Raw genomic sequence first — 15455 nt, forward strand, 5'->3', positions numbered from 1 at the left:
GGGCCGTCGGCATGCCCCCTTGAGGGGGGAGCGCGCAGCGCTTCGGGGGTGGGTTCAATCCGCATGGCGCGTCTCCAGCAAGCGACCGAACAGCCCTTTCTGCCCCCACAGCACGACCAGCACCAGCACCGGCCCCATGTACAGCAGCCAATGCTCGGTCAGCGACGACAGCATCTGCTCCAGTCCCAGGAACACCGCCGCGCCCGCGATCGGACCCAGCAGCGTGCCCACGCCGCCGAGGATGACGATGGCCATCAGCTCGCCCGACTTGGTCCAGGCCGCCATGTCCGGCGTCACCAGCCCGGCATAGTTAGCCCACAGCACGCCCGCCAGCCCCGTGCCCACCGCCGACAGCACGAAGGCGCTCAGGCGATACGGCGTGGGCGCCACGCCCAGGTTGATGGCGCGCCGCTCGCTCTGGCGCAGCGCCTGCAGCACCATGCCGAAGCGCGAGTTGGTGACGCGGATGCACAGCAGCGTCCACACCGTCAGCAGCGCCAGGCAGACGTAGTAGAACGTCAGCGGATTCTCCAGGTTCAGGCCCGGCAGCACATTGCGCTGCGAGATCATCAGCCCGTCGTCGCCGCCATAGAACTGCAGCGACACCAGGATGAAATACACCATCTGCCCGAACGCCAGCGTGATCATGATGAACTGCACGCCGCGCGTGCGCAGCGCCAGGTAGCCGAACAGCCAGCCCGCCAGCGCGCACACCGCCAGCGCGATCGGCCACACCACCAGCGCGGCGTTGCTGCCGGCCCAGCCGAACAGCGGTCCGGCTTCGGTGGTGTGGAAGGCGATGATGCCCACCGCATAGCCGCCCAGCCCGAAGAACATCGCGTGGCCGAAGCTGACCATGGCGCCGTAGCCGATCACCAGGTCCAGGCTGACCGCGGCCAGGCCGTAGATCAGGAAGCGCGTCACCACGCCGATCAGGAACGGTGTGTCCGAGGCCGCCGCCGCGCCCGGCAGCGCCAGCAGCAGGATCAGTCCCGCCAGGCCCCAGCGCGCGCGATTGGAAAGCGTTTTTGTCATTGTCATCCCCGCGCCGGGAACAGGCCGCCCGGCTTGGCGATCAGCACGATCGCCATCAACACATAGATACTGGCCGACGCCAGGCCCGCGGCCAGCGGATCCGCCGTGGCCGGCGAGAACACCGCGCCCAGCAGCTGCGGCAGGAAGGCCCGCCCCATGCTGTCGACCATGCCCACCAGCAGCGCCCCCGCCAGCGCGCCGCGCACCGAGCCCACGCCGCCGATCACGATGACCACGAAGGTAGTGATGAGGATGCGCTCGCCCATGCCGATCTCCACCGCCAGCAGCGGCGCCGCCATCACGCCCGCCAGCCCGCACAGCAGCGCGCCCAAACCAAACACCAGGGTGTAGAGCTTCTTGATGTCGATCCCCAGCGCGTCGACCATTTCACGGTCATCGGCGCCGGCGCGGATCAGCATGCCGATGCGGGTGCGGTTCACCAGCCACCACAGCCCCACCGCCACCAGCGCGCCGACGGCGATGAACGACAGCCGGATCAGCGGATACTGGAACCCGGGCGCCAGCGTCACCGCGCCTTCCAGGAAGGACGGAATGCCCACCAGCGGCGGGCGCCGGCCGAAGATCAGGCTGACTGCCTCGTTCGAGAACAGCAGCAGGCCGAAGGTGGCCAGCACCTGGTAGAGGTGGTCGCGCTTGTACAGCTTGCGGATCACCACCACCTCGACCGACAGCCCGTACAGCCCCGCCCCAAGCAGCGCCGCCAGCACGCCCGCCAGGAACGAGCCGGTGCTGCCGATGGCGTAGGCCGCGCAGTACGCGCCCACCATGTAGAACGAGCCGTGGGTCAGGTTCACCACGCCCATGATCCCGAAGATCAGGGTCAGTCCGGCGGCCAGCAGGAACAGCATCGCGCCGAACTGCAGCCCGTTGAGCAACTGTTCGAAGAGCAAGGTCATGACGGCATCTTGCAGAATTGGGCGTAGGCGTCCTTGTCATCGGACACCAGCTTGCGCACCAGGTGCGGCGACAGGCCGCCGTCGGCGTCCTTGTCGATGCGCATCAGGTACAGGTCCTGCACTGGATGCTGGTTGGTGTTCATGCTGAACTTGCCGCGCAGCGAGGCAAACTCCGGCTTGCGCAGCGCGGCGCGGAACTCGGCCTGGCGCGACAGGTCGCCGCCGGTGGCCTTCAGGCCCGCGCCGATCAGTTGCGCCGTGTCGTAGGCCTGCATGGCATAGTCGGTGGGCACGCGGCCGTAGGCCTCCTTGAACGCCTGCACGAAGGCCTTGGACTGCGGGTTGTCGAAATCCTGCGACCAGATGCCGGTGGTATACGCGCCCAGCGCCGCGTCGCCCGTGGCCTTGATCATGCGCGCGTCCATCGAGAAGCTCGGCATCAGCATCGGCACGGTCTTGTTCAGGCCCGCCGCCGCGTACTGCTTGACGAAGTTGATGCCGGTGCCGCCCGGATGGAACTGGTAGACGGCGTCGGGCGCCAGCGACCGCACCCGCGCCAGTTCGACCGAGAAGTCCGACTGGTCCAGCTTGGTGTAGATCTCGGCGACCACTTCGCCCTTGTAGGTGCGCTTGAAGCCCTCGATGGCGTCGCGCCCGGCCTGGTAGTTGGGCGCCAGCAGCGCCACGCGCTTGTAGCCCAGTTCATTGGCGGCCACGCCGCCCGCCGTATGGAAGGCGTCGTTCTGGTACGAGGCGACGAAATAATTCTGGTCGCACTTCTCGCCGGCGAAGCTCGACGGGCCCGGGTTCAGGCTGACGTAGAACGCGCCCGACTTGACCACGCCCGGCGCCACCGCCGCCAGCACATTGGAGAAATTCACGCCGGTGAACAGCTTGATGCCCGACTGCAGCATGCGGTCGGCCGCCTGCTTGGCGTTGGCCGGCTTCAGGCCATCGTCCTCGATCACCAGTTGCACCGGCACCCCGCCCAGCTTGCCGCCGCCCTGCTTGATCGCCAGGTTGAAGGCGTCGCGCTCGTCCTCGCCGATGTAGCCGGCCGGCGTCGACAGCGTGGCGATGAAGCCGATCTTGACCGGCTCCGCGGCGTGCGCGATGCCCCCCAGCGTCCAGGCCAGGCCCGCCGCCAACATTGTTTGCTTGATCATTGTTTTCCCCTTGGAGACCGCCGCGCGCGCCGCCCCGCGACGCGCGCCGGAATTTCGCCTAGACCGCCACCACCGGATGGCGCAGCGTGCCGATGCCTTCGACGCACGCCACCACCACGTCGCCCGGCCACAGCCACTCCTGCGGCTTGCGGCCCGCGCCCACGCCCTCGGGCGTGCCGGTGGCGATGATGTCGCCCGGCTCCAGCGTGATGCCGGCGCTGATGTCCGAGATCAGGAACGGCACCTTGAACAGCATGTGGCGCGTGTTCGAGCCCTGCTTCTTCTCGCCGTTGACCGTCAGCCACAGGTCCAGCACCTGCGGATCGGGGATCTCGTCGGCCGTGACGATGCAGGGGCCGAACGGCGCGTAGGTGTCCTGGCCCTTGGAATAGATCCACTGGCCGGCGCGGCGGCAGTCGCGCGCGCTCATGTCCAGCATCACGCTGTAGCCGAACACGTACGACAGCGCGTCGGCCTCGGCCACGCGCGTGGCGCGGCGGCCCATGATCACCGCCAGTTCGACTTCCCAGTCCAGTTGCTGGGTGATCTTGGCGTTGTGCTCGATGGCGTCGCCCGGGCCGATCACGGTGGTGGGCGGCTTGGAGAAGATCACCGGCTGCTTGGGCAGGTCGGCCGAGGTATCGAGCGTGCGGCTCGATTCGGCAACGTGCTCGACGTAGTTCAGGCCGATACCGAAGATGTTCTTGCGCGGACGCGGAATCGGCGCCAGCAGCTTGACGTTCTCCTGCGGCAGCGCGGTGCCCACGGGCCAGGCGCCGCGGTACGACTCCATCAGCTTCGAGGCCTGCGCCACGGCTACCGGGCCCAGGTCGATGAAGGCCAGCATGTCGTCCGGCAGCGCGACGCCGCCGGCTTGCCCCAGCAGGGCCAGGTCGATCACATAGCCTTCGGCCAGCGCGCCCAGGCGGGCGGCGGCGGTGGGATGGGCGCGAAAAGTTACCAAGCGCATAGGAACTCCAGGAAATTCAAGACGAGTTGAGACAGGCGCCCGGCTTGCGCCGGGCGGCGGATGAAAATTCAGTGGGGTTGGCGCAGCCGCTAGATCAGTTTCTGGTGGCCGTCGTTGTCCTTGACCGCTTCCTCGCGGTACAGCGCCAGCGCGCGCATCACCGGCAGGTCGTTGAAGCAGAACAGGCACGCGTCGTCGTTGGACGACAGGTTGGCGTGCTCGTGCACGGCCCACGACGGCACACAGAAGATGTCGCGCTCGGTCCAGTCGTAGCGCTTGCCGTCGATGACCGAAAAGCCGCTGCCCTTGGCCACCTGGTAAAGGAAGCTGCCGGTGTGGCGGTGGGCCTTGGTGTGCTCGCCCGGACGCAGCAGCTGCATGCTGGCGCCGATGGTCGGCATGACCGGACCGCCGGTGGCCGGGTTGGTGTATTCCATCAGGATGCCGTCGTAGGGGCTGCCCGCCGATACCCGCGCGTGGCGGCGCAGCGCCTCGTAGGTGGGCTCCCATTCGTACTTGAAGAGCGGCGAATACGGCTTGGTCCAGCCCGCCGTCTGCGGCCGCAGCGCCGCGCTGCCCCACAGCGCGCTGGTGTCGTCCACCGGGTGCGTCACGGTCTGGTTCAGGTCGGGATGCACGGCGTAGAAGCCGGCCTCGAACGCGTTGACCAGCGGGATGTCCAGGCCGTCCTGCCAGATGCAGGTGGTGCCGTCCTCGGCCACGCCGTGCTCGTGCCAGGTGCCGTTGGGCGTGAGCACGAAGTCGTTCGCGCCCAGCGTCATCTTGTGGCCGTCCACCACCGTGAAGGCGCCCTTGCCTTCCATGATGAAGCGCAGCGCCGAATGCGAATGCTTGTGCGCCGATGCCAGTTCGCCCGGCCGCATCACCTGCAGGCCCGAATACAGCCAGCCGACCGCGGCGGCAACGTCGCGCCGGCCCGGGTTGTTCAGGTAGATCACGCGGCGGCCGGCCTCTTCCGGAGAAACCAGCTCGGCCGAGCGCAGCACGTGGCCGCGCAGTTCCTGGTAGCGCCAGACCACCGGCACCGACGCCGAGCGCGGCGCCCACGGCTCGATCTTGTTGGCCACCGTCCAGAGCGCGCCGGTCTCGAGTCGCGCCAGGTCCTGGTAATAGGCGATGCGCTCCGGCGAGTCCGCCACGTTGGCGCGGCCGGCGGTGTCTTCCCGATAGGCGTCGTACCTGTTCGCTTCCATCCCTTGCCTCTTTTTTATAAAAATCAAAAGATTTTCGAAAATATTAGATGCAGCAAAGGAATCGGGCAATGATTGCGCGCTAGGGGTTTTCCTGGGGCCATCGTCCGCCTCAAAAAAAACCGGCGACGAATCCGAAAATACTGTACAAAAACACAGTGTGACGTGCTACATTGCGCTCGCCCGAAAAACGTCTTCCAGGAGACTCCTGTGTCCGAAGCCGCTCAAATCGCCCAGACTCACGTCGTCCAGTACATCGTCGTTCCCTACCGCACCGCCGCCAATGGCGTGGCCCCCGGCGAAATCCGGCCCGCCAGCAGCGAGTTCGGCGCCATCCGCATCGCCAACTCCATGGCCGGCAAGTTCGCCGGCGTCGCCGCCTACGAGGTCATGATCGACAAGGAAACCGGCGACATGGAATCGCCGCGCATCCTGGCGCAGATCGGCACCGTGCCGTCGCTCGACGACTGACCTGGCCGCAACCGCCGCGCCAATGCAAACGCCGCCGGCGCCGCATCGCGGTGCCGGCGGCGCATGGACCGCTGAGCATGTGCCCATCCCGCCGAAGTTGGGGTGAGCGGACTGAGAGTGGAGCTAGGGAGGTGGCCGCTTTTTTCGCGTCTGTGGCCGGGTAAGACGCCCAGTCCGCTCAATGCAACCGCGGCGTCCGGCGACGCGCAACCCGCGCGCGCCGCCGGATCGCTGGCCGCCGCTTAGAAGCGGTGACGCACGCCCACCATGCCGACGGTGCTCTTGAGGCCGTCGATGAACGCGAAGTTCGTGGCATACGAACCCAGCGCGTACAGGTTGGTGCGCTTGGACAGGTTGTAGGTGTAGCCCAGGCTGTAGATGTTCATCGTGTCGTCGCCGCCGGTCAACGAGGTGTTGTTGGCGTCGGCGCGCTGCCACGAGAACAGGACATTGCCGGCGCCGCCGACCGGAGCCGACAGGCCGACCAGGTACGAGTTCGACTTGAAGTCCTTGGCCACGACGTTGGAGCTGAAGCTCTTGCCCGACGGATTGACGGCGCTGCTGAAGGCGTTGAGCGACTGGCCGGTGAACCAGCCGTTGCGCGTCTGGCCGTAGGCCAGCGCCAGCTTGATCACTTCGAAGTCGTACGAACCGCCGATGATCCACTGCTTCGGCTTCTCGTCGGTGCCGAGCTGGTTGGCCATGTTCAGCTGGTCGTACGTCAGGGCCACGTTCAGCGGGCCGTTGACGTAACGCAGGCCGGTGGTGATGGCGCGGGTGTTATCGGCCGTCTTGAAGCCGGTTTGCGCGGCGGTCGTGTCGGCCACGTTGAACGAGTAGCCCAGGCCGAACTGGAAGCCGCTGAACGACGGGGTCTGGTACATGACCATGTTGTCGTGGCGGACCGTGTTGGCGGCGCCGAAGGCGGCGCCCACGTTGGCCTGGCCGTAGCTGGCGCCGAACGGATCGATCGCGCCGAGGTACTTCGAGGCGATGTTGGTCTGGCGGCCAAATTCCAGCAGGCCCCACGAATCGCCCTTCAGGCCGACGGTGGCCTGACGGCCGAACAGGCGGCTGCTCTGGCCCGACTGGCCGTTGGCCGAGTTGAAGCCGCTTTCCAGCGTGAACACGGCGCTCAGGCCGTCGCCCAGGTCTTCGGCGCCGCGCAGGCCCCAGCGCGAACCGCTGGACACGCCGTTGGACATGCCGACCTTCGATTCTTTGTAGCCGTCATTGCCCTTGATGCGCTGGAAGCCCACGCCGGTGTCGATCAGGCCGTACAGGGTCACCGAGGTTTCAGCATGCGCCACGCCGGACAGCGCGGCGAACAGAGCGGTGACGAACAGAGTCTTTTTCATTACAGATTCCCGTTGATTGAACAGACATGCGCATGCGGGTCGGCACGCAACACGAGCGGCGATTCCGCGCATGACCGGAACGACTTCTAGGAACGCTGTATGTCAGTTTTTGGGACCTCGGCACACGCGGATCATCATCGATGAAAATCGGACGAATTTGTGGCGCGAGCCCGACACCCAAGCCACATCGGGGCTCGCGCCCCGGTGTGTCACAACGGTGTGCTATTTAAAGAGCAGCGCCGGCGCGGTCAGTAGTCCCAGATGACCGGCACCCAGCGAAAGGCCTCGCCATCGATCGCCACCCGGCCGACGGAGGGGAACGGCAGATGAGCGGCCACCAGCAGCCCGCGGTTCTGCGCCAGTTCCTGGAAAAGGCGGAGCCGCACGCGGGCGGATTCCTCGGGGTCGTGCTCGAAGCCATTGTGCCAGTCGGGATGATCGAAGCCCACGGGGAATATCGCGTCGCCGGCAAAGGTCAGCCGCTCATCGCCGCCGATCAGGTCGACCACGCTGTGTCCCGGGGTATGTCCGCCGGTGATGCGCACGACCACGCCGGGCGCCACTTCGTGCCGGTCCTGGAAGATCCGCAGCCGGTCGCGGTATTCGTTGTAGAAACTGGTCGCGGTCGACCTGAGCACGGCAGGCACCGGCTTGGGCATGACCGTATGGGAGAAGTCCGGCGACGTCCAGAACGCGACCTCGGTCGCGGACACGTGGATGCGCACGTCGGGCCGCAGGCGTTCCTTCACGCCATCGACCAGCAGGCCGCCGACATGGTCCATGTGCATGTGCGTGATGATCACGTCCGTCACCGACTCCAGCGCGATGCCGGCGTCCTCCAGGCGCTGGGGCAATTGGCCGGCGCGCGGAAAGCCCGGGAACTGCCCGCCGAGGCCGGCGTCGATCAGGATCGTCTGGTCGCCGCTGCGGGCCACCATCACGTTCAGCGGCCAATCGAAGGCGTCCGGCGGCATGAACATGTATTGCAGCCACCGCGCCAGATCGGCGGGATCGGCATTGGTGGCCATGGTCGCGGTGGGCAACGGCAGCACGCCATCGCTGATCACCAGCGCATCGATCTCGCCCACCCGCAGCGCATAACGCGAGGGCACCAGATCGTGGGGAGGCCGGACGCCCGGATCGGACAGGCTGCTGAACGGCAGGGTTTGGGTTGCGGATGGCATGACGGGATCTCCAGAGAGGCGGTTGGATCAGGCTCGCGACAGCGCGGGCAGGTCGGCATTGACGCGATCCTGCGGGGTGGCGGCAAAGCCTTGCGGCGTGCCGGAAAGGCGATGGAGGCATCCTAGGGGTGGCGCGTCCCTGGCGGTAGGCTCGCGGCGGGAAGCATGCTGTTGTGCGCGACGCACCACTGCGCATCGCCAGGCGTTCGCATCGGCGTTTTCCGCTTGTCGCGGCGCGTCTCGCTGCGGCAAAATAGCCGCCTGCCACATCCCCTTCCCTTCGCGTCCACCCCTGACATGACCGACTCGGTGACCCTGTTCGACAGTCATCGCCCGCGCCTGTATGCGATCGCGTACCGCATGCTGGGCGAAGTGGCCGAGGCCGAAGACGTGGTGCAGGACGCATGGCTGCGTTGGCATGGCGCCGACCGCGGCGCCATCGAAAATCCCGAAGCATGGCTGGTCACCGTCGCCACCCGCCTGTCCATCGACCGCCTGCGCCTGGCCAAGGCCGAGCGCGCCCATTACGTGGGAGTCTGGCTGCCCGAACCCATGTTGATGGCCGCGCCGTCCACGCCGGAGCAGCTGCACGAACTGGCCGACGACGTGTCGGTGGCGTTTCTGTTCATGCTGGAGCGCCTGTCGCCGGACGCCCGCGCGGCCTTCCTGATGCGCGACGTGTTCGACGCCGACTATGAAGACATCGCGCAGACGCTAGACAAGAGCCAGGCCGCGGTGCGCCAGCTCGTCCGAAGGGCGCGGCAGCAGTTGCGCCAGGGCACCCCGCGCGAAGCCGTGCCAAGGGCGACGCTGCAGCGCCTGCTGCAAGCCTTCGCCGACGCGATGCAGCGCAGCGATTTCCATGGCCTGCATGCGCTGCTCAGCGACGATGCCGAACTCATTGGCGACGGCGGCGGCAAGGTCGGCAGCTTTGCCAGCCTGGTGGGAGGCAAGCGCCTGGCACAGCTGTTCTACGCGGGCAAGCGCCGGTTCCGCGATGCGTTGCGCACCGAGGTGGTCCTGGTGAACGGGCAATGGGCCCTGCTGCGCTTCATCGATGGCCAACTGGAATCCGTGCAGTCCTATGAGACCGATGGCGAACGCCTGACGCGGGTGCTGGTGCAACGCAACCCGGACAAGCTGGCGCGCATCGCGGCGGCGCTGGCCCGGGGCTGACCACTGCCCGCCGCCCGCCGCCCGCGTTGGTGCGCGGCGGGCAACACGGTGATCCCCTGCGCGGACCTACCGCCGGGCCTGCCGCACTTCTACGATCGACCTGTCACCTTTCAACCAAGGACAGGCCATGTCGAGAATCGCGAAGTTCGCACTCCCCCTTATAGCCGCCGGCGCATTGCTGGCCTCGCCGGCCCACGCCGCCTCCCACCACGCAGCCACCGCCGGGCCGGCCAATCCGGTGGTCACGGAATTGACGACCAGGAACCTGCCGGACATTCCCGGCAAGGACGCCCTGATGCTGCTCGTCGACTACCCTCCTGGCGGCGCCGACCCGGTCCATCGCCACGACGCCCATGCTTTCGTCTATGTGCTCGAGGGCAGCATCGTCATGCAGGTCAAGGGAGGCAGGGAAGTGACGCTGACCGCCGGCCAGACGTTCTACGAAGGGCCGGACGATATTCACACCGTAGGCCGCAACGCCAGCCAGACCAGGCCGGCCAGGTTCCTGGTGGTCCTGATCAAGAAGCAGGGCGCCCCCGCCCTGACACCCGTCGAATAGGCGGTCGGCGGTTCGGAGCGGACCCACGCGCACGCGGGCCTTGCCTCTAGGGAAAGCCCGTATTTTTTGCGGACGATGTCACAAAGTTGGCCGGTGTGCCGTCTTGAGGGGTAGGACCCACCCAAGGGGTAGGACCCACCCACTCACCGAGCCACCACCATGTCGACACTCTCATCCGCCTCGTCGGCCGCGCCCCGCTCCACCGCGCCGGACTCCCTGGCCGACAGCTTTGCAACCAGCTACGCGGGCGTCGTGGCCTTCATCGCCGTCGCCGCGGAAGGCAACTTCGCCAAGGCCGGCGACCGCCTGGGCATCGGTCGCTCGGCGGTCAGCCGCAGCGTGCAAAAACTGGAAGACCAGTTGGGCACCCGCCTGTTCGTCCGCACCACGCGCAGCACCTCGCTGACCCTCGAGGGCGAGCGCTTCTACGAACAATGCCATCCCGGTGTGGAACGCATCGTCCAGGCCCTGGACGACATGCGGGAACTGCGCGAGGGCCCGCCCGCGGGTCAATTGCGCGTGTGTTCCACCGTGGGTTTCGGCCGCAAGGTCGTCGCGCCGCTGCTGCAAGGGTTCCGCCACGCCAATCCTGATATTTCGGTGGAACTGTTGCTGGACGACGGCCCCACCGACTTCACCACCGACCGCGTCGACCTCTCGTTCCGCAACGGCCGCATGGAAGACAGCCAGGTGATCGCCAAGAAAGTGATACCCATGCAGATGATGCTGTGCGCCGCCCCCGCCTACGTCGCCCGCCATGGCCTGCCGGACAGCGTCGACGACATCGCCGGCCACCGCTGCGTGAACTTCCGGCTCGCCTCCGGACGCGTATATGAGTGGGAATTCAAGGTCGGCGGCCAGCTGCGCAAAGTCGCTCCGCCCGCCATGCTCACCTTCAATGACGCCGACCTGGTCTTGCAAGCGGTGCTGGACGGCCATGGCATCGCGCAGATGGCCGGCTATCAGGTCTGTGACCACCTGCGCGCCGGCACGCTGGTGGCGTGCCTGCCGCAGTACGCGCCCGACGACCGCGGACACTACCTGTGTTTCCTGAGCCGCCAACACCTGCCGGCGCGCATGCGGGTCTTCATCGACTACATGACCGAGCGCATCCGCGCGCTGGACCTGCAGATCCTCGACAGCCTGCTGTCGGCGCCGGCCTGAATCGCTATTGCGTCAACGCCACCACGCATTCGATGCCGCCCTGCGCCATCTTGGCGTAAGGACACAGGCGTTCCGTATTGCGCACCAGCTCCTCGGCCACCGCCCTGGCCACGCCGGGCAGGTGGATGTTGATGTCCGCGGACAGCGCGAACAGGCCGTCGACGGGATCGCGGCCAAAGGCGATGATGGCCGTCACCGAGGCATCGGCAATGGCCAGGCCGGCGCGCTCTGCCAGCATGCTGAGCGCACCGTGAAAACAAGCCGCATAGCCCGCGGCGAACAGTTGCTCAGGGTTGGTTCCTCCGCCCGGGCCGCCCAGTTCGACAGGCAGGCGCAGCTCGACCTGCAACGCGCCGTCATCCGACATGGCGATGCCGGAGGCGCGGCCATGCGCGGCCTCGCCGCCCCGCACCGTCACGCTGGTGGCGTACAGGGGTTGGAAATCACCGCCCCGGTACTTGTCCAGGAGCGCCTGTGCAGGCGGCCGCGGTCTGCTCATGGAAGTCCCCGCGCGCGCCGCTACTTGCCCGAACCGGAACGGCTGAACCAGGTTTCAAAATCGATCGCGCCCAGGCGCGGGCCGGGGCCGGGCACCAGCGTCGTATCGTCGAGCAGCGCCCCGAAATAGCGCGCGCCCGCGTCCGCCCGCAGCGCGCGTGAGTCGCCGATCCTGTCCATGTAGCGCCGCGCCAGTTCGGCCAGGCGCAGGCGCTCGGGCCCGGCGATTTCCACGATGCCGTTCACCGGCGGCGCCAGCGTGGCGTCGGCCATGGCCAGCGCCACGTCGTCGGACGCGATCGGCTGGACGTAGGCGGGCGACAGGCGCACTTCGCCATCCTGGGTGCCCGACTGCACGATGCCGCCCAGGAATTCGAAGAACTGCGTGCTGTGAACGATGGTGTAGGGAATGCCGGCCGCCTGGATCAATTGTTCCTGCGCGATCTTGCCGCGGAAGTAACCGCTTTCGGCCAGGCGGTGCGTGCCCACCACCGACAGCGCGACATGGTGGCGCACGCCGGCGCGAGCCTCGGCGGCCAGCAGGTTGCGCCCCGAGGTCTGGAAGAATTCCAGCACGGCCCTGTCTTCGAACGACGGCGAGTTGGCCACGTCGACCACGGTCTCGACCCCGGCCAGCGCCGCGTCCAGGCCCGCGCCGGTGATCGTGTCGACGCCGGTCGCGGGCGACGCGGCGACAGCGTCATGGCCCCGTTCGATGAGCAATTTGACGAGCTTGGAGCCGATCAGGCCCGTGCCGCCGATGACCAGGATTTTCATGGCGCGCTCCTCAGTTGAACTTGGCCTTGTCCAGGCCATAGACCTTGTCGGCCGAGCCGGGCACGGTCCGGAAGCCGACGTTCAGGCGATTCCAGCCGTTGATGGACATGATGGCGAAGCTGAGGTCGCTGATCTCCTTTTCGGACAGTTGCGTGCGCACGCGTTCGTAGACCTCGTCGGGCACGCCCTGCGCGCCCAGCGTGGTCAGCGCCTCGGTCCAGGCCAGGCAGGCGCGCTCCCGCGGCGAGAACTCGGTGGATTCGCGCCAGATCGCCACATGGTGCAGGCGCAGCTCGCGCTCGCCACGGATCTTGGCTTCCTTCACGTGCATGTCCAGGCAGAAGCCGCAGCCATTGAGCTGCGATGCCCGGATCTCCACCAGCGACAGGATGGACTGCTCGATCGCGCCGGACTTCAAGAGCATGCCGAACTCGACGAATTTCTTGAACAGTTCGGGCGATTGGGCGAAAGCGTTCAGGCGTTGACTCATGGTGACTCCTTCAGGGGGTTGGGCAGGTCCAGGCAGCGTGGCGCGGGACGGTACGCGCGCTGGAACGACACCCGGATCGTAGGTCGGCCTGAACCGCGGCAGAAGGCCCGGCCAGGGGATCATGGTGTTGCCTCGGCGGCAACAATCAGCGGATGGACGCCATGGCCTCGCTTGGTCGGTTGAACGCGCACAACCAAGCCGGTATCATGACGTCGGTTGCTTGATCCACGGATCAGCGCCGCTTGTAGCCCGGCTCCCGCGGCTGCTCCCCCGCCTCGCGCACTCCGACGCCCCGCCTCCTCGCGGCATTCCCCAGCGTCGCCACTTTTCTCCGTTTTTCCCCTTTTTCTTTCCATTTCCCTCCACTCGCATTTGCACGGGAGAAGGCATGTCCTGTTCCAGAACCATTGCCGACGTCGGCAACGGACGCCACTTGCTGTCCGCACTTTCCCTGTCCGTGTTTTTCATCGGCGCGAGCGAGTTCATGCTCGCGCCGATGTTGAACCCGCTGGCCGACGCCTTTCGCGCCAGTCCAGCCCAGGCCGCGTGGCTGATTTCCAGCTACGCGTTCGCCTACGCCATCGCGGCGCCGATCCTTGGCCACCTATCGGATCGCGTCGATCGGCGCCGGCTGTTGCTGGCCGGCCTGCTGTCATTCGCGATCGACGGCGTCGGCGTCGCGTTGGCGCCAACCCTGGAGGTCGCGATGGCGCTGCGGATTTTCGGCGGCCTCGCCTCCGCCGTCATCATTCCGAATGCGTTCGCGCTGGTCGCCGACATCATGCCGCGCGACCGCCAGGCCGCGGCCATGGGCGTCGTCATGCTGGGCATGACGGCGGGCATCGCGATGGGGCCCGCGCTGGCCGGCCTGCTGACCGACTGGATCGGCTGGCGCGCACCGTTCCTGCTGACGTCGGCGGGCTGCCTTGTCGCCTGCGTTGTCAGCGGCATGTCGATACCGCGCCGGCACGCCGTGCGCGCGCCGCGCCAGCGCAGCGCAATACATTGGCTGCGCGCGCGGACCATCGTGCGTCCGCTGTTGGCCAAAGGGCTCTGGAACGGCGCGGGCGTGGCCGCCTTCCTGCTTTCGGGGGAAATCCTGCGCGCGCGCTATCAGCTGGAGGTGGTGCAGGTCGGCCTGAGCGCAACGGCGTTCGGCATCGGGCTGGGGGTCGGCAACCTTTCCACCGGCGCGCTGCGCCGGCTGGGCTGCGGAGAAGAAGGCGCTTTGGTCATCACCACCACGCTGCTCGGGGGTTGCGTGGCGGCGTTCTATCTTCTGCCGTTGCCACTGCCCGGCGCGCTGGCCTGCCTGGCGGCGTGGGGCGCCGCCCTGGGCGCGGGCGCGCCGCTATCCACGGCCGTATTGGCGAAACGATCGGATCGGGACAAGGGCGCGGTGCTGGCCGCGGCGGAGACGCTGAACAACGTGTCCATTCTGTCGCTGGTGCCGCTGGCGGCGCCGCTGCTTGCGTCTGGAACGGCCCATCAGGCCGCCGGCGTGCTGTTGGCCGGCCTGGGCATCGGCATCGCATTGACCATCCGCGACGCCGTTGCAGCAACGCGATGATGGGCCAGCGACGATGATTGGCCATTTGGTCGATGGCGCGCCCGACAGGAATCGAACCTGTATCAAGAGCTTCGGAAACTCTCATTCTATCCATTGAACTACGGGCGCAGCGCAAGGAGGCGGTATTGTACCCAGTTTTGCGCAATCTGCATGAAGTGGATCAATTCGCCGGGCAAACTGCGTGAAAACCCCGTCCGGACGTTGGACGCGTGTCCGTGACACCGTTATATAATCCAGCGTTTGCTTGCAAGGCGGTCTGCTTTTGCCGCCCTTTGTGCAGTACTGATTTTCTGTTGCCGCCGCCAGGCGCCCCGGTACCCGTTAGCAGGATTTGGTCATGAGCAACGAGCAGGAACACATAGAAGAGCACTCCTCCCCCATCAAGACCCCGAAGCAACTGATCGTCACGGTCATACTGGCCTTCGTGGTGCCTATCGCCATCATCATCCTACTGGTGAACATGGTCGCCTCGGGCTCCAAGGTCGGCGCCGGCTCGGATACGCTATCCACCGAAGCCGTCACCAAACGCATTGCCCCCGTCGCCGGATTCGCGCTGGTCGACGCCAACGCGCCCAAGGTCTTCAAGACCGGCGAACAAGTCTTCCAAGCTGTCTGTACGGCCTGTCATACCGCCGGCGTGGCCGGCGCCCCCAAGGTGGGCGACAACGCCGCCTGGGCGCCCTTCATCAAGTCCGGTTTCGACGCGATGATGAACGTCGCGCTGCATGGCAAGGGTGGCATGCCCGCCAAGGGCGGCAACCCGACGCTGTCCGACTTCGAGGTCGCGCGCGCCGTGGTCTACATGGCCAACAAGTCGGGCGGCTCGCTGCCGGAACCGGCCGCGCCGGCTGAGGAAGGCGCCAAGAAGGAAGGCGACGCCGCGCCGGCCGCTGCGGCTCCGGCTGCCGC

At 67.0% G+C, this 15455-nt stretch carries 16 protein-coding genes and 1 tRNA gene; 6 read left to right on the forward strand and 11 right to left on the reverse strand.

Annotation, left to right across the window (positions count from 1 at the left end; genetic code table 11):
- Positions 1–54: 54 nt before the first annotated feature.
- From DK459_RS15580 to DK459_RS15600, 5 genes are all read right to left on the reverse strand, one after another.
- On the reverse strand, positions 55–1041 hold the full coding sequence (locus DK459_RS15580; RefSeq protein ID WP_006386816.1) for a branched-chain amino acid ABC transporter permease: 987 nt from the start codon (positions 1039–1041) through the stop codon (positions 55–57).
- A complete protein-coding gene (locus tag DK459_RS15585; protein WP_006386815.1) occupies positions 1038–1952 on the reverse strand; it encodes a branched-chain amino acid ABC transporter permease in 915 nt (304 codons plus the stop codon). Before DK459_RS15585 ends, DK459_RS15580 begins: the two co-directional genes overlap by 4 nt.
- Positions 1949–3118 (reverse strand): ABC transporter substrate-binding protein, encoded by a 1170-nt coding sequence (locus DK459_RS15590; RefSeq protein WP_054439343.1) that lies wholly within the window; start codon positions 3116–3118, stop codon positions 1949–1951. The genes DK459_RS15585 and DK459_RS15590 overlap by 4 nt, the downstream gene beginning before the upstream one ends.
- Before the next feature lie 58 nt (positions 3119–3176).
- The gene (locus DK459_RS15595; RefSeq protein ID WP_020925409.1) at positions 3177–4088 is read right to left on the reverse strand and encodes a fumarylacetoacetate hydrolase family protein; all 912 of its coding nucleotides are present in this window, start codon (positions 4086–4088) and stop codon (positions 3177–3179) included.
- Between the two features lie 89 nt (positions 4089–4177).
- Positions 4178–5302, reverse strand: a complete 1125-nt coding sequence (locus DK459_RS15600) for a cupin domain-containing protein (protein ID WP_006386812.1) — start codon at positions 5300–5302, stop codon at positions 4178–4180.
- A 207-nt stretch (positions 5303–5509) separates the two neighbouring features.
- Here DK459_RS15600 and DK459_RS15605 point away from each other — a divergent pair, with 207 nt between their 5' ends.
- Positions 5510–5770, forward strand: coding sequence for a hypothetical protein (locus tag DK459_RS15605; RefSeq protein ID WP_006386811.1), 261 nt, complete (start codon positions 5510–5512; stop codon positions 5768–5770).
- A 242-nt stretch (positions 5771–6012) separates the two neighbouring features.
- On the opposite strand, the gene DK459_RS15610 is transcribed toward DK459_RS15605, so the two are convergent.
- Both DK459_RS15610 and DK459_RS15615 read right to left on the reverse strand, forming a co-directional pair.
- Positions 6013–7128 (reverse strand): porin, encoded by a 1116-nt coding sequence (locus DK459_RS15610; RefSeq protein WP_024067568.1) that lies wholly within the window; start codon positions 7126–7128, stop codon positions 6013–6015.
- Between the two features lie 248 nt (positions 7129–7376).
- Positions 7377–8312: an MBL fold metallo-hydrolase gene (locus DK459_RS15615; RefSeq protein ID WP_020925411.1), complete on the reverse strand. Its 936-nt coding sequence runs from the start codon at positions 8310–8312 to the stop codon at positions 7377–7379.
- 297 nt (positions 8313–8609) lie between these two features.
- On the opposite strand from DK459_RS15615, the gene DK459_RS15620 reads away from it, so the two are divergent.
- The 3 genes from DK459_RS15620 to DK459_RS15630 all read left to right on the forward strand — a co-directional run bounded on the left by DK459_RS15620 (position 8610) and on the right by DK459_RS15630 (position 11211).
- Positions 8610–9488, forward strand: coding sequence for an RNA polymerase sigma-70 factor (locus DK459_RS15620; protein WP_054483615.1), 879 nt, complete (start codon positions 8610–8612; stop codon positions 9486–9488).
- Between the two features lie 127 nt (positions 9489–9615).
- Positions 9616–10047, forward strand: a complete 432-nt coding sequence (locus tag DK459_RS15625; RefSeq protein ID WP_049053329.1) for a cupin domain-containing protein — start codon at positions 9616–9618, stop codon at positions 10045–10047.
- A 159-nt stretch (positions 10048–10206) separates the two neighbouring features.
- Positions 10207–11211, forward strand: coding sequence for a LysR family transcriptional regulator (locus DK459_RS15630; RefSeq protein ID WP_024067564.1), 1005 nt, complete (start codon positions 10207–10209; stop codon positions 11209–11211).
- A 4-nt stretch (positions 11212–11215) separates the two neighbouring features.
- Here the strand turns inward: DK459_RS15630 and DK459_RS15635 are convergent, their stop codons facing one another.
- From DK459_RS15635 to DK459_RS15645, 3 genes are read right to left on the reverse strand one after another with little or no spacing between them, the layout of a single operon-like run.
- Positions 11216–11710, reverse strand: coding sequence for an Ohr family peroxiredoxin (locus DK459_RS15635; RefSeq protein WP_006386805.1), 495 nt, complete (start codon positions 11708–11710; stop codon positions 11216–11218).
- A gap of 20 nt (positions 11711–11730) precedes the next feature.
- Positions 11731–12486, reverse strand: a complete 756-nt coding sequence (locus tag DK459_RS15640) for an SDR family oxidoreductase (RefSeq protein ID WP_006386804.1) — start codon at positions 12484–12486, stop codon at positions 11731–11733.
- A gap of 10 nt (positions 12487–12496) precedes the next feature.
- Positions 12497–12976, reverse strand: coding sequence for a carboxymuconolactone decarboxylase family protein (locus tag DK459_RS15645; protein WP_110134855.1), 480 nt, complete (start codon positions 12974–12976; stop codon positions 12497–12499).
- A gap of 433 nt (positions 12977–13409) precedes the next feature.
- On the opposite strand from DK459_RS15645, the gene DK459_RS15650 reads away from it, so the two are divergent.
- Complete coding sequence (locus DK459_RS15650; RefSeq protein WP_233256808.1) at positions 13410–14546, forward strand: MFS transporter; 1137 nt, start codon at positions 13410–13412, stop codon at positions 14544–14546.
- 33 nt (positions 14547–14579) lie between these two features.
- Here the strand turns inward: DK459_RS15650 and DK459_RS15655 are convergent.
- Positions 14580–14654 (reverse strand) — tRNA-Arg (locus tag DK459_RS15655).
- 229 nt (positions 14655–14883) lie between these two features.
- On the opposite strand from DK459_RS15655, the gene DK459_RS15660 reads away from it, so the two are divergent.
- On the forward strand, positions 14884–15455 hold a 572-nt coding region (locus DK459_RS15660), incomplete at its 3' end, for a cytochrome c5 family protein (protein ID WP_146221904.1).

Origin of the sequence: Achromobacter sp. RW408 (assembly GCF_003184165.1) — a bacterium.
GTDB classification, from domain to species: Bacteria; Pseudomonadota; Gammaproteobacteria; order Burkholderiales; family Burkholderiaceae_B; genus Achromobacter; species Achromobacter xylosoxidans.